Source organism: Paraburkholderia sp. CNPSo 3076 (assembly GCF_026343935.1).
GTDB classification, from domain to species: Bacteria; Pseudomonadota; Gammaproteobacteria; order Burkholderiales; family Burkholderiaceae; genus Paraburkholderia; species Paraburkholderia nodosa.
In genome coordinates, this window is record NZ_JAPMAL010000050.1 from 24,121 (window position 1) to 46,153 (window position 22,033).

General features: G+C 62.6%; 21 protein-coding genes, 2 pseudogenes and 1 riboswitch. Of the genes and pseudogenes, 13 read left to right on the plus strand and 10 right to left on the minus strand.

Annotation, left to right across the window (positions count from 1 at the left end; genetic code table 11):
- Positions 1–2: 2 nt before the first annotated feature.
- Both M3A49_RS38095 and M3A49_RS38100 read left to right on the plus strand, forming a co-directional pair.
- Positions 3–535, plus strand: a pseudogene (locus tag M3A49_RS38095) (citrate/2-methylcitrate synthase); the annotation flags it as partial.
- 185 nt (positions 536–720) lie between these two features.
- Positions 721–2,268, plus strand: coding sequence for a methyl-accepting chemotaxis protein (locus M3A49_RS38100; protein ID WP_266233429.1), 1,548 nt, complete (start codon positions 721–723; stop codon positions 2,266–2,268).
- A gap of 52 nt (positions 2,269–2,320) precedes the next feature.
- Here the strand turns inward: M3A49_RS38100 and M3A49_RS38105 are convergent, their stop codons facing one another.
- From M3A49_RS38105 to M3A49_RS38115, 3 genes are all read right to left on the minus strand, one after another.
- Positions 2,321–2,557 carry a hypothetical protein gene (locus M3A49_RS38105; protein ID WP_266233431.1) on the minus strand — a complete coding sequence of 79 codons (237 nt, stop codon included), beginning with the start codon at positions 2,555–2,557 and terminating at the stop codon, positions 2,321–2,323.
- 33 nt (positions 2,558–2,590) lie between these two features.
- The gene (locus tag M3A49_RS38110) at positions 2,591–2,890 is read right to left on the minus strand and encodes a hypothetical protein (RefSeq protein ID WP_266233432.1); all 300 of its coding nucleotides are present in this window, start codon (positions 2,888–2,890) and stop codon (positions 2,591–2,593) included.
- Between the two features lie 160 nt (positions 2,891–3,050).
- Positions 3,051–4,028: a helix-turn-helix domain-containing protein gene (locus tag M3A49_RS38115; protein WP_266233433.1), complete on the minus strand. Its 978-nt coding sequence runs from the start codon at positions 4,026–4,028 to the stop codon at positions 3,051–3,053.
- A gap of 272 nt (positions 4,029–4,300) precedes the next feature.
- Between M3A49_RS38115 and M3A49_RS38120 the strand changes: the two genes are divergently transcribed.
- Complete coding sequence (locus M3A49_RS38120) at positions 4,301–5,437, plus strand: peptidyl-alpha-hydroxyglycine alpha-amidating lyase family protein (RefSeq protein ID WP_266233434.1); 1,137 nt, start codon at positions 4,301–4,303, stop codon at positions 5,435–5,437.
- 21 nt (positions 5,438–5,458) lie between these two features.
- On the opposite strand, the gene M3A49_RS38125 is transcribed toward M3A49_RS38120, so the two are convergent.
- On the minus strand, positions 5,459–6,277 hold the full coding sequence (locus M3A49_RS38125) for a DeoR/GlpR family DNA-binding transcription regulator (RefSeq protein WP_266233435.1): 819 nt from the start codon (positions 6,275–6,277) through the stop codon (positions 5,459–5,461).
- Positions 6,278–6,307: 30 nt separating this feature from the next.
- On the opposite strand from M3A49_RS38125, the gene M3A49_RS38130 reads away from it, so the two are divergent.
- The 3 genes from M3A49_RS38130 to M3A49_RS38140 all read left to right on the plus strand — a co-directional run bounded on the left by M3A49_RS38130 (position 6,308) and on the right by M3A49_RS38140 (position 8,133).
- Entirely contained in the window at positions 6,308–6,907 is a 600-nt protein-coding gene (locus M3A49_RS38130; RefSeq protein WP_266233436.1) for an NUDIX domain-containing protein, read from the plus strand.
- On the plus strand, positions 6,904–7,311 hold the full coding sequence (locus M3A49_RS38135; RefSeq protein ID WP_266233438.1) for a DUF4406 domain-containing protein: 408 nt from the start codon (positions 6,904–6,906) through the stop codon (positions 7,309–7,311). Before M3A49_RS38130 ends, M3A49_RS38135 begins: the two co-directional genes overlap by 4 nt.
- Before the next feature lie 181 nt (positions 7,312–7,492).
- Positions 7,493–7,575: riboswitch (ZMP/ZTP riboswitch) on the plus strand.
- A gap of 246 nt (positions 7,576–7,821) precedes the next feature.
- Positions 7,822–8,133, plus strand: coding sequence for a hypothetical protein (locus M3A49_RS38140; RefSeq protein WP_266233439.1), 312 nt, complete (start codon positions 7,822–7,824; stop codon positions 8,131–8,133).
- Between the two features lie 342 nt (positions 8,134–8,475).
- Here the strand turns inward: M3A49_RS38140 and M3A49_RS38145 are convergent, their stop codons facing one another.
- Together M3A49_RS38145 and M3A49_RS38150 are read right to left on the minus strand one after the other, a co-directional pair.
- On the minus strand, positions 8,476–9,435 hold the full coding sequence (locus tag M3A49_RS38145) for a hypothetical protein (RefSeq protein WP_416339097.1): 960 nt from the start codon (positions 9,433–9,435) through the stop codon (positions 8,476–8,478).
- A gap of 99 nt (positions 9,436–9,534) precedes the next feature.
- On the minus strand, positions 9,535–9,774 hold the full coding sequence (locus M3A49_RS38150; protein ID WP_266233441.1) for a hypothetical protein: 240 nt from the start codon (positions 9,772–9,774) through the stop codon (positions 9,535–9,537).
- Between the two features lie 337 nt (positions 9,775–10,111).
- On the opposite strand from M3A49_RS38150, the gene M3A49_RS38155 reads away from it, so the two are divergent.
- Positions 10,112–10,540, plus strand: a complete 429-nt coding sequence (locus M3A49_RS38155; RefSeq protein WP_254353726.1) for a VOC family protein — start codon at positions 10,112–10,114, stop codon at positions 10,538–10,540.
- 224 nt (positions 10,541–10,764) lie between these two features.
- On the opposite strand, the gene M3A49_RS38160 is transcribed toward M3A49_RS38155, so the two are convergent.
- Positions 10,765–11,247 (minus strand): cache domain-containing protein, encoded by a 483-nt coding sequence (locus M3A49_RS38160; RefSeq protein ID WP_266233442.1) that lies wholly within the window; start codon positions 11,245–11,247, stop codon positions 10,765–10,767.
- Between the two features lie 247 nt (positions 11,248–11,494).
- On the opposite strand from M3A49_RS38160, the gene M3A49_RS38165 reads away from it, so the two are divergent.
- From M3A49_RS38165 to M3A49_RS38185, 5 genes are all read left to right on the plus strand, one after another.
- Positions 11,495–12,487 (plus strand): NAD(P)H-dependent flavin oxidoreductase, encoded by a 993-nt coding sequence (locus M3A49_RS38165; protein WP_266233444.1) that lies wholly within the window; start codon positions 11,495–11,497, stop codon positions 12,485–12,487.
- Between the two features lie 591 nt (positions 12,488–13,078).
- Positions 13,079–13,306, plus strand: a complete 228-nt coding sequence (locus tag M3A49_RS38170; RefSeq protein WP_254353724.1) for a hypothetical protein — start codon at positions 13,079–13,081, stop codon at positions 13,304–13,306.
- A 62-nt stretch (positions 13,307–13,368) separates the two neighbouring features.
- A complete protein-coding gene (locus tag M3A49_RS38175; protein ID WP_266233446.1) occupies positions 13,369–14,190 on the plus strand; it encodes a DUF4377 domain-containing protein in 822 nt (273 codons plus the stop codon).
- A gap of 41 nt (positions 14,191–14,231) precedes the next feature.
- Positions 14,232–15,995 (plus strand): MOSC and FAD-binding oxidoreductase domain-containing protein, encoded by a 1,764-nt coding sequence (locus M3A49_RS38180; protein ID WP_266233447.1) that lies wholly within the window; start codon positions 14,232–14,234, stop codon positions 15,993–15,995.
- Positions 15,996–16,321: 326 nt separating this feature from the next.
- Positions 16,322–17,290 carry a LysR family transcriptional regulator gene (locus M3A49_RS38185; RefSeq protein ID WP_266233448.1) on the plus strand — a complete coding sequence of 323 codons (969 nt, stop codon included), beginning with the start codon at positions 16,322–16,324 and terminating at the stop codon, positions 17,288–17,290.
- A gap of 34 nt (positions 17,291–17,324) precedes the next feature.
- On the opposite strand, the gene M3A49_RS38190 is transcribed toward M3A49_RS38185, so the two are convergent.
- Both M3A49_RS38190 and M3A49_RS38195 read right to left on the minus strand, forming a co-directional pair.
- On the minus strand, positions 17,325–18,107 hold the full coding sequence (locus M3A49_RS38190) for a substrate-binding domain-containing protein (RefSeq protein WP_266233449.1): 783 nt from the start codon (positions 18,105–18,107) through the stop codon (positions 17,325–17,327).
- 43 nt (positions 18,108–18,150) lie between these two features.
- On the minus strand, positions 18,151–19,446 hold the full coding sequence (locus M3A49_RS38195; protein ID WP_266233450.1) for an MFS transporter: 1,296 nt from the start codon (positions 19,444–19,446) through the stop codon (positions 18,151–18,153).
- Between the two features lie 503 nt (positions 19,447–19,949).
- Here M3A49_RS38195 and M3A49_RS38200 point away from each other — a divergent pair.
- Positions 19,950–21,614: an ABC-F family ATP-binding cassette domain-containing protein gene (locus M3A49_RS38200; protein WP_266233451.1), complete on the plus strand. Its 1,665-nt coding sequence runs from the start codon at positions 19,950–19,952 to the stop codon at positions 21,612–21,614.
- A gap of 280 nt (positions 21,615–21,894) precedes the next feature.
- On the opposite strand, the pseudogene M3A49_RS38205 reads toward M3A49_RS38200, so the two are convergent.
- Positions 21,895–22,033, minus strand: a pseudogene (locus M3A49_RS38205) (IS5/IS1182 family transposase); the annotation flags it as partial.

Consider the following 22,033-nt stretch of genomic DNA (forward strand, 5'->3'; position numbering starts at 1 on the left):
AGCTTGGCGGCCTCGCCACGCTCTCAGGCCCGCTGCACGGCGACGCCTCGGGCCGCGTGCGCGCGGTGTTCGACGACGTGGGCCGGCTCGGCGCGGAGCACGTCGTCGCCCATCATTTGCAGTCGGCCATTCCTATTCCCGGATTCGGGCACCACCTCTATCCCGACGGCGATCCGCGCGCGGCCGCCTTGCTGGAAGTGCTGGACCCGCCCGCAGAACTCGCCTCCTTCATCGAGAAGGTCGTGGCGCTCACCGGCCTCAAACCGAATATCGACGTGGCGCTCGCCACCCTCGCTGCGCAACGGAAGCTGCCGCGCGACGCCTCGTTCGCACTGTTCGCCACGGCGCGCAGCGTGGGGCTGCTCGCGCATTGCATCGAACAGCTCAGGGTGGGCAAGGTGATCCGCCCGCGCGGCCGCTACACCGGACCCGCGCTCGAAGACGCCGGCGCCCCGCAAGCACGGAAAACAACACCAAAACGCCCGACGCGGCGACACTCGAAAAGAACCGCCTCTTCAAGTCCGTGGCGCGCTGAGGCGCGCACAATTCTCCCCAATTGACTGGGGAAAACCACCATTGCGCAACGGTTCCAGCGGGCTTTACCGCCGACCTTCAGTTCCTTCGGCCAGAGCCGTAAACATGTTCAGTGCTTTGCCGTCTCACGCGCGAAGCACGATCGTTTTTCTGCTACCTAGCCCCTCGCGTTCTGGAGCCAACTTCGTGTTTGCACGACTCTCTATCTCTGTTCGCCTGCGCATCGCGGTCGGCGTACTGGCCTTGCTGATCGTGGCAGCCGGCGTTTCCGGCCTTGCAGGCATGTCGCGCACCAATACGGCGCTCGGCTATGCCTACTCGAACCAACTGGTCGCCGCCATCAACATCGGCAAGGCGAACCTGAATCTGACCATCGCGCGCACGACGCTCGACCGCATCCTCCTGCATCCCGACGCGCCCGATGTTCAGCCGTTGCTCGACAAGGCGCAGAACTATCTCGACACCTCGAACAAGGCCTGGGAGGTCTACCGCTCGCTGCCGCACGCTCCCGAAGAGCAGGCGCTCGCCGACGGCGTTCAGGCCGCCCTCACCGGCATGCTGGAGCAAGGCATCCAGCCGCTCATGGCCGCGATCAAGCAAGGCGACCGCCAGGGTCAGGACGACATTGCGATGAAGCGCATTCCGCCGCTCTCGGTCGCGCTCACCAAGGCCTCGACCGCGCTCGAAGCATGGCAGAAGGCGCATGGGGAACAGGCGTTCGACCGCGCACAGGACCGCTATTCGTGGCTGCGAGCCGGCAGCATCGCGCTGATCGTGCTCGGCCTCGCGGTGGCGGGCGTGTGCGCCGCGGGACTGCACCGCGCGATCGCAGCGCCTCTCGAGAACGTTCAGGGTGCGCTCCAGCGCATTGCGGACGGCGACCTGACCGCGAACCTCGAAACGCGTTCCAGCGACGAAATGGGCCGCCTCGTGGCGAGCCTCAAGGCCATGCAGGACGCGCTCGCCCAGACGGTGCGCAAGGTCAGTCACAGCTCCGAGTCCATTTCCACGGCGACGCGCCAGATTGCCGCCGGCAACGACGACCTGTCGCAGCGCACCGAAGAACAGGCGGCCTCGCTGCAGGAAACCGCCGCGAGCATGGAGCAGCTCACCGCCACGGTCAAGCAGAATGCCGAAAACGCGCGCACCGCGCAAACGCTCGCCAACAGCGCGCAGGAAGTCGCCGATCGCGGCTCGCAGGTCGTGAGCAACGCGGTGCAGACGATGGAGCGCATCGACGGCAGCTCGCAGAAGATCGCCGATATCACCGGCATCATCGAAGGCATCGCGTTCCAGACCAATATCCTCGCGCTCAATGCGGCGGTGGAAGCCGCGCGCGCGGGCGAACAGGGCCGCGGATTCGCCGTGGTCGCGAGCGAGGTGCGCTCGCTTGCGCAGCGTTCGGCGGCGGCCGCCAAAGAGATCAAGACGCTGATCGCGGAATCGGTCGAGCACGTTTCGACGGGCTCGGACTATGTGCGCTCGGCCGGCGAGACGATGAACGAGATTGGCGAGTCCATTGGCCGCGTGACGACCATCATGCACGAGATCGCGAACGCGTCCGAAGAGCAGCGCGACGGCATCGAGCAGGTGAATCTCGCGGTCTCGCAGATGGACCAGGTCTCGCAGCAGAACGCAGCGCTCGTGGAAGAAGCGGCCGCGGCCGCCATGGCGCTCAGCGAGCAGGCCGACTCGCTGCGCGATGCCGTTGGAGCGTTCAGGCTCGCGCACTGAGCGCAGGACAGCCGCCAGAAGGGATTGAGGCGCTGCCGGCGAACCGGCCGCCTCAATTCAATGCGTCGTTCAGCACGGTCGTCGCGTGGATCTTTGAAAGCGCCCGCTGCCATGCAGCGGTGTCGCGCGTGGCGTCGGCGTTTTCGATCAGCGGTTCGAGCATCGAAAGCAGGTCCGCCGAGCGCGATGGGTCTTTCGGCGTGTTCACGTCGGAAACGAGCGCACCTCGTTCGTACTTCGAATCAGCTGTATTCTGCTCAGACGACTGACGCAGCTTTCGCTTGCCCATACGGGCGTATTCGTGTGTTGAGCCGTTTTCAGCTCAGCTTGCGCAGGCCAGCTCCCGCATCCGGCGGGACCCGTCGAAGTCCCGGGCTTGCATGGCAGCCACAGCGCAGCCACGCTTTTCCAGCCGCTCGGCCAGCAGCCAGCAAAACACGTCCAGCTCGGCCCTGCCGCGCGTCGCGATGAATTCGTGCATGACTTCGTGCACGGCGCTTTCCTGTGTCGCCGTCGAAAGCATGCTGGAAATATGCGACGCGCCGCGCGCGAGTTCGAGCGAATACGCCGCTTCGTAGTAGTACAGGCCGCCTTGACGCGGCCTTTTGTGGGCCTTTTTCATGTTTCCCCCGTTTGCCTGGATCTCGCAGGCGTCTGCATCTTTGCAGGCGGCGCATGACGCGGCAATGAATCGGCAGTACCTGGGTCCAAATCTGTCGCTATGTCTCAAATACTTGTTGTTTTGTCTCACACGCGGCTTGAACGATCCGCGCGTTTCATGCTCAACGCATCAAGGCCATCCAGTAGCGCCAGTCGTCCGCCCCGGATTCTTTCGCCAGCTCGGTATCGCCGTTGAGCGCCAGCATGCGTACCGCCCGCGGCGAGAGGCCAATCGAGCGGCGAAACGCGCGCGTGAAATTCGCGGCATCGGTGAAGCCGTGCGCGGCGGCAATGTCGGCAATCGATATACCGCGTCGCGCCGGGTCGGCGAGCATCTCACGGCAGCGCCGCAAGCGGCGCTCGCGCACATAAGTCGCGAAACCGCCCTCCTGCTCGAAAAGGCGGTACAGCGTGGCACGCGACATGCCGAATGCTCGCGCTACGAATTCCGCGTTCAGTTGTGGGTCGCTCAGGCGCTTCTCCACATAGCGGCAGATCGATACGAATCCGCATTGCTGAACGGCCGGCATGTGCTCCGGGCTCACGCTCGCGTTGAGCGCGCTGGCCGCGAGCTGAAGCGTTGCGGGCATGACGGCCTGGGCGTGGGTGAGCGTCATCTGCGGGGCGTGCCGGTAAAGCGCGCCCAGATGCTCACGCAGCAGCGCGACCGTCGGATCGGCGCCGCTTATCACGCGCATGCTCTGCTGGTCGGGCGCCGTCAGCAGAGGGGCGAGCAAGCGCCGCGGCACCGCCAGATTGAGGAATTCGCTTTGTGTGGTTTCGGTCGCGAGCGGTTGGGCCGCGTCCACGATGAACATGTCGCCCGGTTGCGTACACGCTTCCGGCCCCCCGTCGCGCGCCCGGCAATGGCCGCCTAGATAGAACTGCAGAACATATTGGTCGTGGCCGTCGCGCCCGATCTTCGCGTTCGAGCGGTCGTAGCGCTGCGCGCCCGTGCGTATCGAGCCCAGCACCACGTCGCCGAACAGGTAGCCGCTCACGCTGGTGCGGAATCCCGCGTCGCGCGATTCGGCGGTCTGCGTGTCGAAGATGACGCTCACCGCCTCGCGCCACGCGGAAAACTGCTGGTCGCGAGACAAGACGCTGGTATCGAACGCGGAATGAGGCAGGGAATTGGGCGTTGGGCTCATAGGCCACCTTGGTATGCGAAATGACTACGTGATGGATATCCTCCACTCGACTACTGCGCTATCGGTTGCGCGCGCAAATTCTTTAGGGTGCGCGCATCAAGGAATATTGGCTACGGGGAATGCGCCTTGCTACGCGCAGGACGGGTGCCCCGTTTCATGCGCCGAAAGGGTTGCAATGCACAACGCCCGCCGCCGTCTTCGACGAAGAGGAGGAAGGTTCGATGAGCCCGCTTCATTCCATCGGCTGCCCATGCTGCGGCGGCCTGTTACAGGGTGCGTTCACGCGTCGCCAGTTCCTCGCGGCAACCGCAGCGCTCGCGGCCGCGCCGGCTTTCGGCCAGACGCAGACGGTTCCGTCCATCGCTTACGATTCCATTCCCAATCCGGTGCAGCTGCCGCTGGATAGGTATTTCGGCGAATGCTCCGGCGTCGCGGTGAATTCGCACGGACATATTTTCGTGCTCTCGCGCGGCAATACCACGGGGCCGGCTTACGGCGCCGCCGCCGCGCAATTGCTCGAATTTTCGGCCGATGGACGTTTCGCCAGAGAGATCGGCCATAACCTCTACGCGTGGTCGTTTGCCCACACCGTGAAGATCGACCGCCAGGACAACATCTGGGTGACGGACAAGGGCTCGGACATGGTGATCAAGTTCACGCCGGAAGGCCGCGTGGCGATGGTGTTTGGCCGCAGGCAGGAAGCGTCCGACGAAGAGACGGCGCCGCTCAAGCATCCGAACCCGCCCTTGCCGGCCGAGCCCGGACGCTTTCGCCAGGTCACCGACGTCGCCTGGGACGCCGCCGGCAACACCTACATCAGCGACGGCTATATCAACTCGCGCGTGGCGAAGGTGGACAAGGACGGCAACTGGCTCAAGTCATGGGGCGATCGCGGCACGGGGCCCGGACAGTTCCATACGCCGCACAGCATTGCAGTCGATGCGCAGGACCGCATTTATGTCGCAGACCGAAGCAACCGGCGTATTCAGGTCTTCGATACGAATGGCAAGTTCCTGCGGCAATTCACGATCGACGTTCCCGTGCCGACCGGCGCGCGGCCCGCCATCGGCAACGTGCCGGACGAAGCGACGATCGCCGCGGGCACGCTCGCGCCGGGCTCGCCGTGGGCGATCTGCATCTCGCCCGGGCCCGATCAGGTGCTGTACAGCTCCGACGCTTACCCGGGGCGCATCTACAAGTTGAGTCTCGACGGCGAGTTACTCGGCGTATTGGGCGAATCAGGCAAGCAGTTGAAGCAGTTCGGCTGGATCCACGAAATGGCGTGTCCCGCGAAAAACGTGCTGTTCGTCGCCGAACTGCTGAACTGGCGCGTGCAGAAGCTGGTGCTGCACGCCTAGCACGACGGCGCGCTCACGCACTCAAGCGCGCACCACCGTCACGCCGGCCGCCTCGATCGGCTCGATCAGCTTCGCATCCGTCGAACGCTCGACGACGATGGTCTGCGCCATGCCGATCGGACCGATGCAGTACGGCGACGCCGCGTTGAGCTTCGCGGCCGACGCCAATACGACCGTTTCGGCCGCGCGCGAGGCCAGTGCGCGCTTTACATAGGATTCCTCGAAATCCCCGGTGCTGAGCCCGGCTTGTACGTGCACGCCCGTCACGCCCATGAAGTACACGTCCGCATGGATGTGCGCGATCGCCTCCACGGCTGCCGCGCCCACCGTGACCACCGAATGCTTGTAGAGCTTCCCGCCGATCAGCACGACCTCGATGGCGGGATGCTCCGCGAGCGCCACCGCGACGCCGGGGCTATGCGTGACGATGGTCGCCTGCAGATTGGGCGGCAGGCACTCGACCAGGAGCGCCGAAGTCGTCCCGCCATCGACGATCGCCACCTGCCCCGGCGCGATCATGTCCGCGGCCTTTTGCGCAATGCGCCGCTTGGCCGCCACCTCCATGCCGCGCCGCTCGGCAATGGGCGCCACCGCCGGCGAAGCCGGCAGCGCGCCGCCGTGCACGCGCTGCAACAGGCCTTCGGCCGCCAGTTCGCGCAGGTCGCGCCGCACCGTGTCCTCGGAAACGCCGAATTGCGCGCTCAGTTCGCCGGCGAGCACCTGGCCGTCGCGCTTGAGCGCCGCGAGTATCGCTTTCTTTCGTTGATCTGTGAGCATGAGAATGGCACGAACCGGTTTGCACGAATTTTCTTGATTTTGCACGAAACTGCACGATACCATGAATGTCGAATGCCGACCAAGGGGAACGAGATGACTGCAACGAAAGAGCGCGTGCGAATGATCGAAACCACCGTGCTGTCCGACGACTGGTATGTGCTACGCAAGGTGACCTTCGACTTCCTGCGCAGCAATGGCGCGTGGCAGCGCCAGAGCCGCGAAACCTACGATCGCGGCAACGGCGCGACCATCCTGCTGCACGACCCGCGCAGCGGCAACGTCGTGCTCACGCGGCAATTTCGCATGCCGACGTTCGTCAACGGACATGACGGCATGATGATCGAGGCCCCGGGCGGCCTGCTCGACGACGCCGCGCCCGACGAGCGCATTCGCGCCGAAGTCGAGGAAGAAACGGGCTACCGCGTGCGCAACCTGCGCAAGGTGTTCGAGGCGTACATGAGCCCCGGCTCCGTGACCGAGAAGCTGTATTTCTACCTGGGCGAATACGACCCCGCCGAGCGGCCCGGCGCGGGCGGCGGAGTCGAGGAGGAAGGCGAGGATCTGGAAGTGGTCGAAGTGCCGCTTGGCGAGGCGCTAAGGATGATCGAGCGCGGCGAGATCGTGGACGGCAAGACGATTATGCTATTGCAGCACGCCGCACTCCGTCGGCTCTCCGAAGGACACGCAAAGTGAAACCACAACTGATCCTGATCGCTGGTCCGTACCGGGGCGGCACCGATGGTGATGCTGTGCGTATCGCCGAAAATCTGCGTCGGCTGGAACGTGCTGCGCTCGCGGTTTACGAGCGCGGCCACATGCCGATGATCGGCGAATGGGTATCGCTGCCGCTCGCTCGCGCCGCCGGCTCTGAACGTATTGGCGACGAAATCAGCGAGCATTTTCTCTACCCCGCAGCGCGCAGACTCATAGAACGGTGCGACGCTGTTTTGCGCATTCCAGGCGAATCGAAGGGGGCCGATGGCGACGTGGAATTGGCCCGCAGCCTCGGCAGACCCGTTTATCGCAGGATCGACGAGTTGCCTGACGTCATATTCGGGGAATCTGTTGCTGATGAATCGCGCGGCGTGCCGCGATAATCGCCGCTTATCGCGGCAATGCTGCACACCCCGCGAACCCACCATCACCTGCAAACCGCGGCAACGCAGGAAGCGTACGACCGGTGGCCGCGACCGGACTGCCACGCCCGTCGGCTCTCCAGTAGCGGCGCCCGTTGTGTCGGACTGAATCGGCGGCGATTCCCGAGGGTGCGGTAAGTTTTGGCATCTACGTGACTGGCGAGAACGGATGGAGCACCATCGGGGAGCGTAGACGTAGTGCCGCCGTTCGCCTGGGCATCGTGATCGTCCGTACTGGAGACCTCCAATGATCAACGCCCACAGCTCCGTTTTATGCCTGCCTTCTCCGCCGTGTGAACCGCGCTCACCGGCTCTCCCGACCTTTGGTCCGCTTCGAGGTGGCTCGAGCGACCGCTTGGGGGTCGGCTACGGCTCATTGCATCGGACATGCTGTCGCACAGGACCGGTCCTTCGACATTGCCGCGCAGATCGTCGACAATCCCTTTCACCGGACTCGTGGATGGGAGGTAAGTGAATCGATTTAGACGCGATGTGCCGCTGCCACCGCAAATGCAGGGTCGCTGGAAAGGTGCAGATGATCCGCCTTCAGAGCTAGTTGTGGATGGAGGTGCGATTACTTGTTTCGGGGCGGTTGTGAACTATGACCACAAGGCCATAGTCGAGGAAGACGGAGCTTTGACCGTTAGCCTTGGCGTCGACGATGATTTGCGTATAGACGACTTTCAGCGGGAGAAAATCACTGGCCTCGTCACGACACCCGAAGGCCGATTCCTTCTCTATAACGTGAGTTTTGGGCTCGAATTTGTGCGTCCGGCTCCTTGATTGACAAACGTCCTCGTCCGATCACTCCGGTACGCAGACGGACTGCCGCATCGGGCACCGGACGGCCAATTTGTGCCGTTGGCCAATCAATGGGACGGGGCCTTCAGGCGGCCGTTGCGCTCCAATAGCTGCGGTCGAACACTGTGCGTATAGCCCCCCAGGCGAACGCCTCGCCGGTAACGAAGCGTAACAACAGCCAAATCCAGCGCAACCGGCATTGCGGCTTGTGCACCAAGACGGCAGCCGCCGACTACGAACGACTACGTCCCACCGGGCGCGACCGGTACGGGCGATCTTGCCGCCTCATGACCGGGCAGTGAACGAATGTCCACGCACCACGACCTACTGGCTTGCCTGCAAGCGCCGGTACTCCGCCTGTTTCATTTCGACGTAATGCTTCCGGTCGATTTCGTGCAGTTGCCGTGGATATTGCTCGCTGGCGCTGAACCAGTTGTTCAGGCGTTGCTCCAGCCGCGTGTCGGGCAGGCTGACCGGTTCGCCGATAAAGGCATCGATAGCCAGGTAGTAACGCATGGTATTGCGTTCGACGAGGCCGCGCACCCCATCGGCGTATTTCGGCTCTGGCGCGGACGGACCCGCGATATTGGTGAATCCGACCTTGCCGCGACCGAAAGTTGCCAGATAGCCCTTCATGGCGAGCCTCCCGAATACGCCGTAGCTGTATGCATAGGTCAAGTGCAGGAACGTGCGACCACTTCCGAGGGACACCGCTTCCAGAACGATCTGATAATCGCGGGTGTCCAGCGGTCCGCTCCCGGCGTGGAGCTTTATCCGGAAATATCCCGGGCCGGTCGTCGCCGGATCGTATTCGAATTGCAGGCGATAAGTGGAAGCGAGCTTCTCTTCGGGCACCTGATCCTCGCTGATGTTGACGGTCAGCGTGTCTCCGCTGCTGCTCGCGGAGACATGGCAGTACTTCACGTTGGGATGCAGGATCAATACGTTGCACCAGTTCTTTGGGCCGTGCGACGGATCATTGAGGATGCGACTGACAGTCGCGAACGGGTAATCCATCACCGCGTAGATTTCGCCTGCGACCGTGGATGAGGACTCGCGGGAATCGAGGTACAGCCTCCGATGAAACGCATTTTGGTCGAGTTGCGGTTTCAGGCTCTCGTAGGTGGCGCGCAAGCTGGTCGCATTATCGACCGGTTCAGCCGCCCGCCCGAGAGTTAACGGGTAGCATACGGCGAGAACGAGGATGCACACCGTCCCGCGTAGCCGCTCGGTGACTGAGCATCGGTGAGACCGACTAATCTCCGGTTCGGGAAGACGGGGCATAAGAATCCTGATGCGTTCGGTGGCTCCCATCCACGAGTGCCTGTCCTCCCCGGTATGCGCATGAATCATGCCTTCCCGGCGGTTGATAAAGACTCTTATTCACTCCGGTACTCCGACATGCATCACCCGTTCCTTGCGGTTCGCTTCCGTGCAGGACGCCTGGAGACTTTGCCGATGCAATGGTTTCAGGAAGCCATGGGCGAAATTGCGACAACCACGCAGAAAACGTGATGGATCGTGGATCGAGTGGCGGCCCCATACAGATCGAGATCGCCTGCGCAAAATATTGGGTTGCAGTGGTGCACTTTCAATCAAAACGAACTTGTGGGCGCGGTGCATGGGTAGCTCCTTGCACATCGCCAACGTCAGCTCAGCAGAATCTTCATCGAACTAGTGCTCTCGGCCATCTACGGCAGCTCAACCAAAGTCGGAAAGGGACAATCGAGCGTCAGCAGTACGCTGTGACGTGACACACACACAGTCGATGCCGCGAGCGCTACCGAACCAACCCGATCGCCGTTCGCTGCCGCGTGGGGACGCCTGTCGGCCACTTGAAACAAGCCTACACTCATCCATGCTCCGCGCTACCTGAATGCCGGCCGCCACATCAGTTCGACGGGCGCGGGGGACATGTTTGTTCCTCATGGCGCCGCTCATTCGCGGCAAAGGAGAAACCATGGAAAAGATCCCAAAAGCCACGGCCTTGTTCGTCGCAGGCTTCGGCCCGATTGTCATTGAAGCCCAGGCAAGCCGCGAACTCTACAGTCGGGCCTTCGGTATTCCCTTCAAGGAAGAGAAAGGTGGCTACCTCCATACGGAGAGTCTGCAAGGCGCAAACACTTTCGCCTTGTGGCCGCTCTCCCAGGCCGCTCAGTCGTGCTTCGGCACGGATTCGTGGCCTCGTGACGTACCGATCCCGCAAGCCTGGATTGAGTTTGATGTCGACAACGTCGAAGCGGCTACGGCAGAACTTGAGTCACGAGGGTATCGGATGCTGGTCAGCAACCGGAATGAGCCGTGGGGCCAGACCGTCAGTCGCTTCATCGGGCCAGAAGGATTACTGGTAGGAATCACCTTTACGCCATCAATGCGGCAAGAGAAATGATGGCGGTCGCTGTGGCAGTCCCGCGTGCGACTGGTTTGGCCGCCGAGAAGCACTCGCTTCCCCCAGGTGAATGGCTGATGAAGTGCTGAGAACAGGCCTCGCCGTCCTTGCGGACCTGGTGGCTGCAACGGGTCGAACTCTGCCGACCGCGTCCTGGTTCGGCCATGCCGGACCAATGGTCCCCCTACTCGTGCCCGCGTTGGGTCGTGTTGAACCCAAAGGGGCTACCAGGGATAGAATCCCGAACCCACCAGACCAGGAACTCCATCGATCGTCACGGCCTTCACGTAGGTCCATTTCTGCGTTGGCTGGGTCTGCCCAGGTTTCGGGGACATGTAGTCGACCCATCCCGATCCACTGGTCTTGGCCGTCTGAATCATGGCGTCGTGAAACAACTTGCCATTGACATCTTTCTGACCGCTGACCTTCGTCCCCTCGCGCGCTGGGATGCCCGTATTCAACAAGACATTCGACTCAAGGTCGTATACGAACACATATGTGTCACCGTGCAACCACTCCGAGTCCTTTACTCTGAACTCGGAAAAAGCTGCCTTACCTTGACTGTCGATCAACGCGGCGGCTTTGTTGACTAGCGCTTCGACTTGTCTCGCCTGCTCGGATGGGGGAGGAGACGACTGTGCAAATGATGCGGTGCCGGGCAAGCCCGAAAAAAGCAAGAGACCGAGCAAGAACGCTTTCATCTTCATGACATCACCTCCAGCGGTGGGCATTGTGGCCGTGTGCGCGCTTCCAGAACTGACGCTGGGAATTTCTGGCTAGCCTGATTGATAGCCAGGAAAGCCGCAATACCATGAAAGCGCGCGCCGCCCGGCATACGGGCTACCTGATCGAGCGGTACTAAAACAAATCATTTCCGGTGCGGCCCATCATGCTCCAATATTGGTGCAAAGGCTTGGGCACGGGATCAAAGGGTCATCACTGCGGGGGACGGCGATGTTCGAGCGATACGAGCGACTGGCGAAGCAACTCGGTGTGGACCATCCGGTGCTGCTCGCACCGATGGATCTGGTGGCAGACGGCAAGCTCGCGGCGGCCGTGACGAAGGCGGGCGGATTCGGCCTCATCGGCGGAGGCTACGGCGACGAGGCGTGGTTGCGCAAGCAGTTCGCCGCCGCTTGCGGCGCGCGGGTCGGCGTGGGTTTCATCACATGGAGCCTGTCGCGGCGGCCGCACCTGCTCGACGTCGCCATCGAGCATGCACCGGCCGCGATCATGTTTTCGTTCGGCGACGCGAGCGCGCACATCGGGACGACGAAGCTTGCCGGCATTCTCACCATCTGCCAGGTTCAAACGGCGGCGATGGCCCGCGAGGCTGTCAATTGCGGCGCCGATATCGTCGTCGCGCAAGGCGCCGAAGGCGGCGGTCATGGTATCGCTTGCAGCACGATCTCGCTCGTTCCGGCAGTCGTCGACGCCGTCGGCGATCGCGTGCCCGTGGTGGCGGCCGGCGGAATCGCGGATGGCCGCGGCTTCGCAGCGGCCATCGCGCTTGGCGCGTCCGGCATCCTGATGGGCACGCGCTTCTACGCGAGCGAAGAAGCGAGCGGTGACGACGAAGCGAAGCGGCGCATCGTCGAATGCAAGGGCGGCGAGGAAACCGTGCGCGGCATCCTGTTCGACATGGCGCGCAACAACGTCTGGCCAGCACCGTACACGGGGCGCGTGTTGCGCAACGCGTTTTCGGAGAAGTGGGCCGGACGCGAGCGCGAGCTGTTGCAGCAGTTGCACGTCGAGCATCCGCGCTATATGGAGGCGCGCGCCACAAGGCAGTACGACCTGGCGGCCGTGATCGCCGGCGAGTCGGCGGCGTTGATCCGCGAGGTACTGCCGGCCGGGACGATCGTCGCAAATGTCGTCAGGGAAATGGATGCGATTTTCGGGTATTCGTCGTACAAAGCGCGGCGAGCATCAACTGCCTCAACTTAATCGCTGCCGGTGTGTCGCCTTCGGCCAGTATGCGTCATTCGCGCGCCAACGTGCTGACATTCAGACGTCGGTTCTGCCCAGCAAGTTGCCATACGAGGCTTCGCCGCTTTCATCGTCTTTTCAGTTCATGTCTGTCGCGAATAACAACGACGTATTGTCCGTCGCGGCCCGAACGACCATCAGCCCACGGCGCCCCAGCAACGGTCGCCCCCGCTTACGCACACCCCTGCTGACTCCGATACCGGACGCAGGGCCGCACCATCCCGCCGTCCATGGCAGTTCCAGACTGCAATGGAATCGGTGGAGTTCATCATGAAGTTCTATCTCGACAACACCTGAAGAAAGATACCCTCAGCTTAGGGGTTACCACCATTGGAAGGTCAAGCGTCTCGACTGCGACGAACGGTTCGTGGCCCTGTTTATTCGATTGCCGAGGTCGGTGGTGCCCTGGTCCAGATGACGCGATCCATGAGCTAGTATGGGCAGGTAAAACGGAGGATCGAAGACAGCATCGGCCTCGTGCAGCCATCAGCTGCCCGCTTTGCCCTGCTGTTCAGCCACTTGCATCGCCGCGTTCCGACGGAGGTCGACATGAACGAACAATCCGTGCTCGGTATCATCCATGCGCAGGAACTACTGATGGTGTCCCTCATCCGCATACTTCCGCCCGACGAACGGCGCAAAGTTTCCGACGAGTTCCACGGCCAGGTCGAGCTGGCCGAAGCGCCGCATCTGAGCGACGGCCATAACCGCGAGATGACCGAAGCGTTCAGGGCGCATATCCGCAAGCTGTCTATCTTGCTGGCGTCGTTGAGTTGATCAGGCCGAACCTCGCGCCGCCGGCTGCCTGAAACATCCACCGAACCAGCTGAGGTACCGCCGTGAAATGCAACACGCTATCTCTGCTGCTCGCCCTTGCCGCATGTTCGCAAATACCTGACGCAAGAAGCCCGGCGCCTTCAACGAGCGCGTCGACTGCTGCGGCAGCGAGCGCGCTACCGGCGATCGAGCCTGGGATCCTCAGTCAGTATCACTGGCAACTCAGCGACGCATTTGACAGCAAAGGCATGCGCATCGATGCGTTGTTTGTCAGTGCAGAAAAGCCAGTGCAACTGGAATTCAGCGCCGACCGGTTAAACGTAGTCAATAGCTGCAACAATATGGGAGCCAGCTACAGCGTCAAGAAAGGAAGGCTGCAGATTGGCCAGATGGTGAGCACCATGATGGCCTGCCCTGACGCCGCCCGCGCCGCCCTCGACGACGCTATTGCCCAGCGCCTGCATGGAAGTCTCGGCGTGAGCCTGCTGGCCCGTGGCAACACCCCGCGCATGCAACTGGCGGCCGACAGCGGCGACACACTAACTTTTACGGGTGTGCCCACTGCTCAGACGCGTTTCGGCGGCCCCGGTGAAACGACCTTCCTCGAAGTGACCGCGCAAGCGGTGCAGTGCCAACATCCGCTCGTTCCGGACAAGCAATGTCTGCTGGTGCGAGAGCGCCACTTCGACGAGCAGGGTCTGCCAACGGGAACACCGGGTGAATGGCAGCCGCTGTATCAGGATATCGAGGGCTATACCCACACGCCTGGAATGCGCGAAGTACTGCGCGTCAAGCGCTATACCATCAAGAACCCGCCCGCCGACGGACCAGCCATTGCATACGTGCTGGACATGGTGGTTGAATCGGAAAAGGTCAAGAACTAGCGCATCGCTTCGCGCTCGGCTCCGCCGCGGAGGAACGGAAAATGGCTCGACTGCTATCGGTGAATGTCGGACTTCCGCGCGACGTCGAGTGGAAAGGCCGCACTGTACATACCGGAATCTGGAAACGCCCCGTGCAAGGCCGTTGCTGGGCCGGACGACTGAATCTGGCGGGAGACGGTCAAGGTGATCTTGCCGGACATGGAGGTGAGCAGCGGGCCGTCTTCGTGTATCAGATCGAATCGTGTCGCTACTGGCAAGAACAATTGAAGAGGAATGACTTCGCCTATGGGGCGTTCGGCGAGAACTTCACGATTGAAGACATGCCCGACTCTGCGGTATGCATTGGCGACCGCTATCGGATCGGCAGTGCACTGTTCGAAGTCACCCAGCCTCGCGTCACCTGCTATCGCGTGGGCATCCGGACGAACGAGCCGCGCATGCCTGCTTTGTTGACTTCCAGCGGACGGCCAGGATTCTACTTTCGTGTCCTGCAGGAAGGCGAAGTGGGTGCTGGCGATGAGATCGTGAAGGTGGGCGAGGCGAAGGAGCAAATGACCGTTGCAGAGGTCAACGCGCTCCTCTACTCGTCCAATCATTCGCGAGATCGACTGGAGCGTGCGTTGCGGATCGAGGCGCTTTCACCCGGCTGGCGGTGGTCGTTCGAGGCGTTACTAAAGGCTGGCACGACAGGCAAAACGAGCGGGAACGCAGGGCTCGCCCCAGCAGCGGCTTCGTATCCGGTGGCACCAGGATTCCGTCCACTGACGGTGGCGGCGATCGAACAGGAGTCTTCGGATGTTGTCTCGTTCACGTTGACGAACGCGAATGGCGAGCCGCTGCAAGCGGCATTGCCAGGCCAATACGTGGTATTGCGCCTGCACCCGAGCCCGGGTGGACCACCACTTTTCCGCAGTTATTCGCTCTCGGGTTCTATTTCCACCGAGCGCTATCGGATCAGCGTGAAAATCGAGCCGAATGGCAAGGCTGGAACCTGGATGCGGGAACATGTGCAAGTGGGCGATGTGCTCGATGTGAGTTCAGCGCGTGGAAGCTTCGTACTGTTACCAGGCGATGGACCGGTGGTGCTGCTCAGCGCGGGAATCGGCGCAACGCCTGTTCTGGCAATGCTGTTCGCGCTGTCGGCCGCACGCTCAACACGGCGAGTTCTGTGGCTGCACGCGGCGCACGATCGCGAGCATCATCCATTTGCCGCGGAGGCGCGCCGCCTCATGCGTTCGCTCGCGCATGGGAGCAGTTATGTCTGTTACAGCGCACCGGGCTCGTTTGACCGCAGGGGGGAAGACTTCGATGCCGCCGGCCACCTGTCGCACACTATCCTGAGCGAGATCGGTATCCCTCGGGAAGCGGATGTCTATCTCTGCGGACCGACACGCTTCATGGCAGACATGAAAGCGGCGCTCGCGGCTTTGAGCGTACCGCCGGAGCGGATTCATGCCGAGATCTTCAATGGCGGCGAGGCGTTCAATCCCGGCATTGTCGGTGCCCCAGAACGCAAGCCCCATGCGCCCTGCGACGAGGCGAACACTGGTCCGCTGGTGTCGTTCGCGCGCAGCGGCATCGCTGCGCACTGGAATGCGGCGGCCCATCAGAGCATTCTGGAACTGGCTGAAGCCTGCGACGTCCCGGTGCGCTGGGCCTGCCGGACGGGTGTTTGCCACAACTGTGAAAGCGGATTGATCTCCGGCTCCGTTACCTACCAGCCTGATCCGCTCGATCCGCCCGCAGGCGGAAATGTGCTGATCTGCTGCGCAAGGCCGCAGGACGATCTAGTGATCGACATCTAAGCAGTCGTACCGAAAGCGCCCTGCTCCTGCGCGCGCTAATATTGGCCGTTATGTGTGCAACATGGGAGAGCAAGTAGCCGTCACCAGGACGACGGTGCCCGGTCCCATCTCGGTTCGAAGTGCCCCACCTCCGCGTTCAGCAGAGTCCGGCCATAAAGAGACAGCTGCGTCCCGAACACGAATGTCGGCTGATTGTGCGAAACCAGTCCGTCCCACTCGTGTCAGTGGCACCCCATCAAAGGCTGCGGATACGAGCATCATTTGGGTGGAGGGAATCTCTGCTGAATCATGCAAAATAGACGGCATCCAAGATGCGGAGGCCGGTCGTGGGCGTGAACTTTGACTTGAATGACTTGCAGGCGTTTCGCGCGGTGGTGGAGCTGGGAAGCTTCCGAAAGGCCGCGGAGGCGGTGAGCATATCCCAGCCAGCCCTGAGCCGTCGGATTGACAAGCTCGAGGAAGCACTCGGCGTGCGTCTCTTCGAGCGTACCACGCGCAGCGTCACGCTCACCACCGTCGGCCGCGTGTTCGCCCCAAGCGCAGAACAACTGCTCGATGATCTTGACGTCGCGCTGCTCGGCATTCGCGATGTTTCATCGAGCCGCCTGGGTCATGTGACTATCGCGTGCGTGCCTTCGGTGGCGTATTACTTTCTGCCGAGCGTCATCGCGAGCTATCATCGCCGCTTTCCACGCATCCGGGTCAAGCTCCTCGATTCGAGCGCTAACGAGGTGCTTGGCGCCGTCATCAGCGGCGAGGCTGATTTCGGCGTGAGCTTTATGGGCAGTCAAGAGTCTGAGATCGAGTTCAAAGTCCTGCTGCAGGAGCGGTTTGTTGCTGCCTGCCGCCGCGACCATCCCCTCGCACGCAAGAAGCGCGTGACCTGGGACGAGCTCTACGAACACGACTACGTCTCGGTCGACAAAACTTCCGGTAACCGCCTGTTGCTCGACCAGGCGCTCGCTGCCGTGGCGCCCCGAGCGCCGAGCGTTTGCGAGACCCGGCACGTCACGACCATGCTCGGGTTGATCGAAGCGGGGCTCGGCGTCGCCGCCGTGCCGTCGATGGCCATGCCCGGACATGATCACCCTATCCTCACGAGCGTGCCGCTCGTCGAACCGGTGGTGAAACGACGCGTGGGAATCGTAAGACGCCGCGGACGGCCGCTCACGCCCGCCGCACAGGAGTTTCACCGGACGATCGTCGAGACGAAGCGCGCCGGCGTCGCACGGAGTGATGCCGTGGGCGACGGCGCGACGACGACGGCGAAGACAAGAAGAAAGACCGCATCGTGAGGTTGGCTCAGATAAGCCTTCCCATGGTTCTGCCTCAATGCGCGGAGACGGAATCGAGCCCGGTCGATCTCACTTCGGGTTGCACATCGGGCGATGTGAGATAGTCGAGGAGCGCCTTCGCTTCCTTCGGATGCTGCGCGCCCACGGGGATGCCGCCGGCGAAACGCGTGACGGACTGCAGAGACTCGGGAATCTTGCCAACGAATGTGACCCCTTGGACAGGCAGCAATTCGCTCACCTGCTGGAAGCCGATTTCGTAGTCACCGTTCGCCACCACCGACGCCACTGGAATGCGCGGGATCATCTTCGCCTTCGAGCTGACCTGATCCACGATGCCGAGCTTCCTGAACAACTCTCGCTCGATATAGACGCCGCTCGCGCTGTCCGAGTAGGCAATCGACTTCGCATGCAGCAAGGTCTGCCTTAGGCCGTCGGCCGAGCCGATGTCGGGCTTCGCCGCACCTTCACGCACGACCATGCCGATGCGCGAATCGGCCAGCTCGACCCGCGATCCGGGGATGACCTTGCCTTGCTTGATCAGATCGTCAAGTGCGTAGCCGACCATGATGACGACGTCCGCAGGCTCGCCACGCTCGAGCCTGTTGGGGATCGCTTCGGGCGATTTGCCCATCGACGGGCCGAGCGCGGTGTCGAGCGTGTTGCCCGTCTGGGAAGCGAACCTTGGGCCGAGCACCTTGTACGCGGCGGTGAAGCCGCCCGAGCTCATGACGTGCAGGTCGGCAGCCTGCACGTTCGCCGCAGCGGCCGAGGTTGCGACGAGCGCTGCCGCGCAAAGTTTCAGAAGCAGATTTCTCATGGTTGTGGTCGTGCAGGGTTGCGATGGGTGCGGGGGAAGCGCATCAGTGCGCCGGCGTCAGTGTCACTGCGCGGCGGCGATAGAGCGCGAACGTCGCCAAAAGGGCGCACGCTGCGGCGAGGCTCATCCAGTAGCCGGGTGCGGCCTTGTCGCCGGTCATATGAATGAGCGCCGTCGAAATCGCTGGCGTAAAGCCTCCGAACACGGCCGTAGCGAGGCTGTAGGCGAGCGAGAAGCCAGCAACGCGTACCTGCACCGGCATCACTTCCGTGAGCGCGACGACCATCGCGCCGTTATAGATTCCGTACATGAACGAGAGCCAAAGGAGGACAAGCAGCATGTTGACGAAGCTCGGCGCGTGAGCGAGCAGCGACAGTGCAGGATATGCGGTCGAGATGGCGAGCACCGTCATGCCGACGAGGAGCGGCCGGCGCCCGATCTTGTCGGAGAGCGCCCCGCCGATCGGTAGCCACACGAAGTTCGAAACGCCGACACACAGCGTCACGAGCAGACTGTCGGCGGTGCTCAGGTGCAGGACCGTCTTGCCGAAGGTCGGCGCGTAGACCGTGATGAGATAGAAGCTCGTGGTGGTCATCGCCACCAGCATCATGCCCGCGACGACGACGGCCCAGTTCTGGACCAGCGTGCCGAATACTTCCTTCATGCCCGGACGATGCTGGCGCGCCTTGAACTCCTGCGTTTCCTCCAGATTGCGACGCAGCATGAAGATAAACGGCACGATCATGCAGCCGACGAAGAACGGTACGCGCCAGCCCCATGCCGCGATGGCCGATGCGCTCAGCCATTGGTTAATCGCGAAGCCGAGGCCCGCAGCGACGACGATCGCTACCTGCTGGCTCGCGGACTGCCAGCTCGTGAAGAAGCCTTTGCGGCCGGGCGTTGCCATCTCGGCGAGATACACCGACACGCCGCCCAGCTCGGCGCCCGCCGAGAAGCCCTGTAGCAGCCGCCCGAGCAGCACGAGCGCGGGTGCCAGAAGTCCGATCGTCGCATAGCCCGGTACGAACGCGATCAGGATGGTGCCGCTCGCCATAATGGAAAGCGTGACGATGAGGCCCTTGCGGCGGCCGACGTCGTCGATGTAGGCGCCAAGCACGATCGCGCCCAGCGGCCGCATCAGGAAGCCGGCACCGAACACCGCGAACGTCATCATCAACGAGGCGAACTCGCTCTTGGCGGGAAAGAAAACGTTGGCGATCTGCGTGGCGTAGAAGCCGAACAGGAAGAAGTCGAACTGCTCCAGGAAATTCCCGGCCGTTACGCGGAAAACCGCGGCGGCCTTTGAATGTCTGGTCGAAAGGTTAGACGAGGGGTGCATCGAGGTGTCTCCTGAAATCCAGAATATACGCGGCGTTCCGGGCGATTGTGGTTTTGGCAATGTTCGCCCGGAGCCGGCAAAACGATAAGTGCAAATTTCGGAACGATTGATGTTCTGTCGTTATCAATCGATGTCGAGGCCGCCGCGCCGTTTCGTATGCCGCAACGCGGCGGCGGTCGTCACAGGCTCACCACCCGCGTATTGATACATGTTTGAATGCTGACTATGAGTCGGCCTTGAAGCGCGATTGCGACACTCGAGGGGGCGACGTGAACGGCGGAAACGGGTCGGGGGCGATCGCCTCGCTCGGGCGTGGGGCGGTGGTCGGCGAAGGGCCGTCATTCACCGCTATGTTCGCTGGCCCCGCAGCCGGTATGCCCGGTCCGCCAGGGCCTGCCTTGTTTTGTGGACGGTGGGCGCCGCAAAACGCACGCGGCTCAGAAATGAGACAGCCCTGCACGTCCGGTCGGCTATCATGCCTGTTCTCTCCGAAGTAGCTCCTTATGATTTCCGTCCGTAATATCACGCTGCGCCGCGGCGTTAATGTCGTACTCGATCGCGCGTCCGTCACCTTCACCCCCGGCGAGAAGATTGGTCTTGTCGGCCGCAATGGCGCCGGCAAGTCGTCCTTCTTCGGCCTGCTCAACGGCACGCTGCACGAAGAGAGCGGCGAGTTCTCGATCCCCGCCGCATACAGGATGGGCCAGGTCGCGCAGGAGATGCCGGAGACCACGCAGAACGCGACCGACTTTGTCGTCGAGGGTGACACCGTGCTGCTGGCCGCGCAGGCCGAAGTCGCCGCCGCCGAGGCCTGCGACGACGGCATGCGTATGGCGCACGCCTACATGAATCTGCACGACGCCGGTGCGCACGATGCCCCCGCACGTGCCCAGGCGCTGATCCTGGGCCTTGGCTTCAGTGCTGCGCAGCTTAGCCAGCCGGTCAACAGTTTCTCCGGCGGCTGGCGCATGCGACTGCAGCTGGCGCGCGCGCTCATGTGCCCGTCCGACCTGCTCCTGCTCGACGAGCCGACCAATCACCTCGACCTCGACGCGCTGGTCTGGCTGGAAGCCTGGCTCAAGCGCTATCAAGGAACCCTGGTAGTGATCAGCCACGACCGCGAATTCCTGGACGCGGTGACGCAGGTGACGGTGCACGTCGACAACGCCAAGCTCGTGCGTTACGGCGGCAACTACAGCAAGTTCGAAGAGATGCGCGCTGAGCAGCTCCTGTTGCAGCAGGCCGCGATGGCCAGGCAGGCGGACAAGATTGCTCATCTGCAGAAATTCATCGACCGTTTCAAGGCCAAGGCCTCGAAGGCGAAACAGGCGCAGAGCCGGGTCAAGGCGCTCGAACGCATGGAAAAGATCGCACCAGTGCTTGCCGATGCGGAGTTCACCTTCGAGTTCAAGGAGCCCCTCAACGTCCCGAACCCGCTGTTGTCGATGCTGGACGCGAGCTTCGGCTACCCCGCGCCGACCGGCGCACTGCCGGGCACGCCGCCCACGGTCATCGTGCGGGGCATCAGCCGTTCCGTGCTGGCCGGGCAACGCATCGGCATCCTCGGTGCCAACGGCCAGGGCAAGTCCACGCTGGTGAAGACGGTGGCGCACTCGCTGGAGCCGATTGCCGGTGAAATCAGCGAAGGCAAAGGCCTGAACATCGGTTACTTCGCCCAGCAAGAGCTCGACGTGCTGCGCCCGCTCGACACGCCGATGGAACACATGATCCGCCTTGCCAGGGACACGCCGGCTCACATGCGCGCCCCCGGACAGAGTGGAACCGAACAATCGCTTCGCACTTTCCTCGGCACCTTCAACTTCAGTGGCGACATGGTCCATCAGGCGGTTAGCACGATGAGCGGCGGCGAAAAGGCGCGGCTCGTGTTGTGCATGATCGTGTGGCAGCGCCCCAACCTGCTGTTGCTCGACGAGCCTACCAACCACCTCGACCTGGCCACACGCGAAGCGCTAGCCATGGCGCTCAACGAATTCGAAGGCACGGTGATGCTGGTCAGTCACGACCGGGCCCTGCTGCGTGCCGTTTGTGATGAGTTCTGGCTGGTCACCAAGGGCGGCGTCGAGCCCTTCGACGGCGATCTGGACGATTATCAGGAGTTCCTGCGCGACGAAGCCCGTCGCACGCGCGAGCAGGCTGCCGCAGAGTAGAAGGGCGCCTGAGATACCCCCGGGCGGGCGGCGGGCGTTGTATGGGAGGCGAAGCGCGGACGTTCGCCAGGGACTTCGGCAATCGCGCGGGCAAGCGCGCCCCAATGCAAGATATCAGCCATTAACAGGTTGCGGAAATACACCCCCGGCGGAAGCGGTGCGCCTCGATGTACGCGCCCGCCAGTCGCAAACTTTCGCATTGTGCAATCTCAACGCGAATTCAACGTTCTTTCGGCGGCTTGAGGCCGACTTCTGACCTCCTTGCCACGCTTTCCGCCACTTATAAGCGGATTTGTGCCAGTGATCGCATGCGCACGAGGTTGTATGCCGCCATGTTCAACACGAACATCTGGTCCACCTTCTTCAAGCCACGCACCATCACCTGACGCATGCGCCCCACGGTCTTGGCCCAGCCGAAA

Bases quoted from the DNA above. Each gene is read 5' to 3' on its own strand.
- M3A49_RS38105 (WP_266233431.1), bottom strand. From the start codon at position 2,557: ATGGGCAAGCGAAAGCTGCGTCAGTCGTCTGAGCAGAATACAGCTGAT.
- M3A49_RS38110 (WP_266233432.1), bottom strand. From the start codon at position 2,890: ATGAAAAAGGCCCACAAAAGGCCGCGTCAAGGCGGCCTGTACTACTAC.
- M3A49_RS38120 (WP_266233434.1), top strand. From the start codon at position 4,301: ATGAGCCCGCTTCATTCCATCGGCTGCCCATGCTGCGGCGGCCTGTTA.
- M3A49_RS38125 (WP_266233435.1), bottom strand. From the start codon at position 6,277: ATGGTATCGTGCAGTTTCGTGCAAAATCAAGAAAATTCGTGCAAACCG.
- M3A49_RS38130 (WP_266233436.1), top strand. From the start codon at position 6,308: ATGACTGCAACGAAAGAGCGCGTGCGAATGATCGAAACCACCGTGCTG.
- M3A49_RS38145 (WP_416339097.1), bottom strand. From the start codon at position 9,435: ATGCCCCGTCTTCCCGAACCGGAGATTAGTCGGTCTCACCGATGCTCA.
- M3A49_RS38150 (WP_266233441.1), bottom strand. From the start codon at position 9,774: ATGCACCGCGCCCACAAGTTCGTTTTGATTGAAAGTGCACCACTGCAA.
- M3A49_RS38155 (WP_254353726.1), top strand. From the start codon at position 10,112: ATGGAAAAGATCCCAAAAGCCACGGCCTTGTTCGTCGCAGGCTTCGGC.
- M3A49_RS38160 (WP_266233442.1), bottom strand. From the start codon at position 11,247: ATGAAGATGAAAGCGTTCTTGCTCGGTCTCTTGCTTTTTTCGGGCTTG.
- M3A49_RS38165 (WP_266233444.1), top strand. From the start codon at position 11,495: ATGTTCGAGCGATACGAGCGACTGGCGAAGCAACTCGGTGTGGACCAT.
- M3A49_RS38170 (WP_254353724.1), top strand. From the start codon at position 13,079: ATGAACGAACAATCCGTGCTCGGTATCATCCATGCGCAGGAACTACTG.
- M3A49_RS38180 (WP_266233447.1), top strand. From the start codon at position 14,232: ATGGCTCGACTGCTATCGGTGAATGTCGGACTTCCGCGCGACGTCGAG.
- M3A49_RS38190 (WP_266233449.1), bottom strand. From the start codon at position 18,107: ATGAGAAATCTGCTTCTGAAACTTTGCGCGGCAGCGCTCGTCGCAACC.
- M3A49_RS38195 (WP_266233450.1), bottom strand. From the start codon at position 19,446: ATGCACCCCTCGTCTAACCTTTCGACCAGACATTCAAAGGCCGCCGCG.
- M3A49_RS38200 (WP_266233451.1), top strand. From the start codon at position 19,950: ATGATTTCCGTCCGTAATATCACGCTGCGCCGCGGCGTTAATGTCGTA.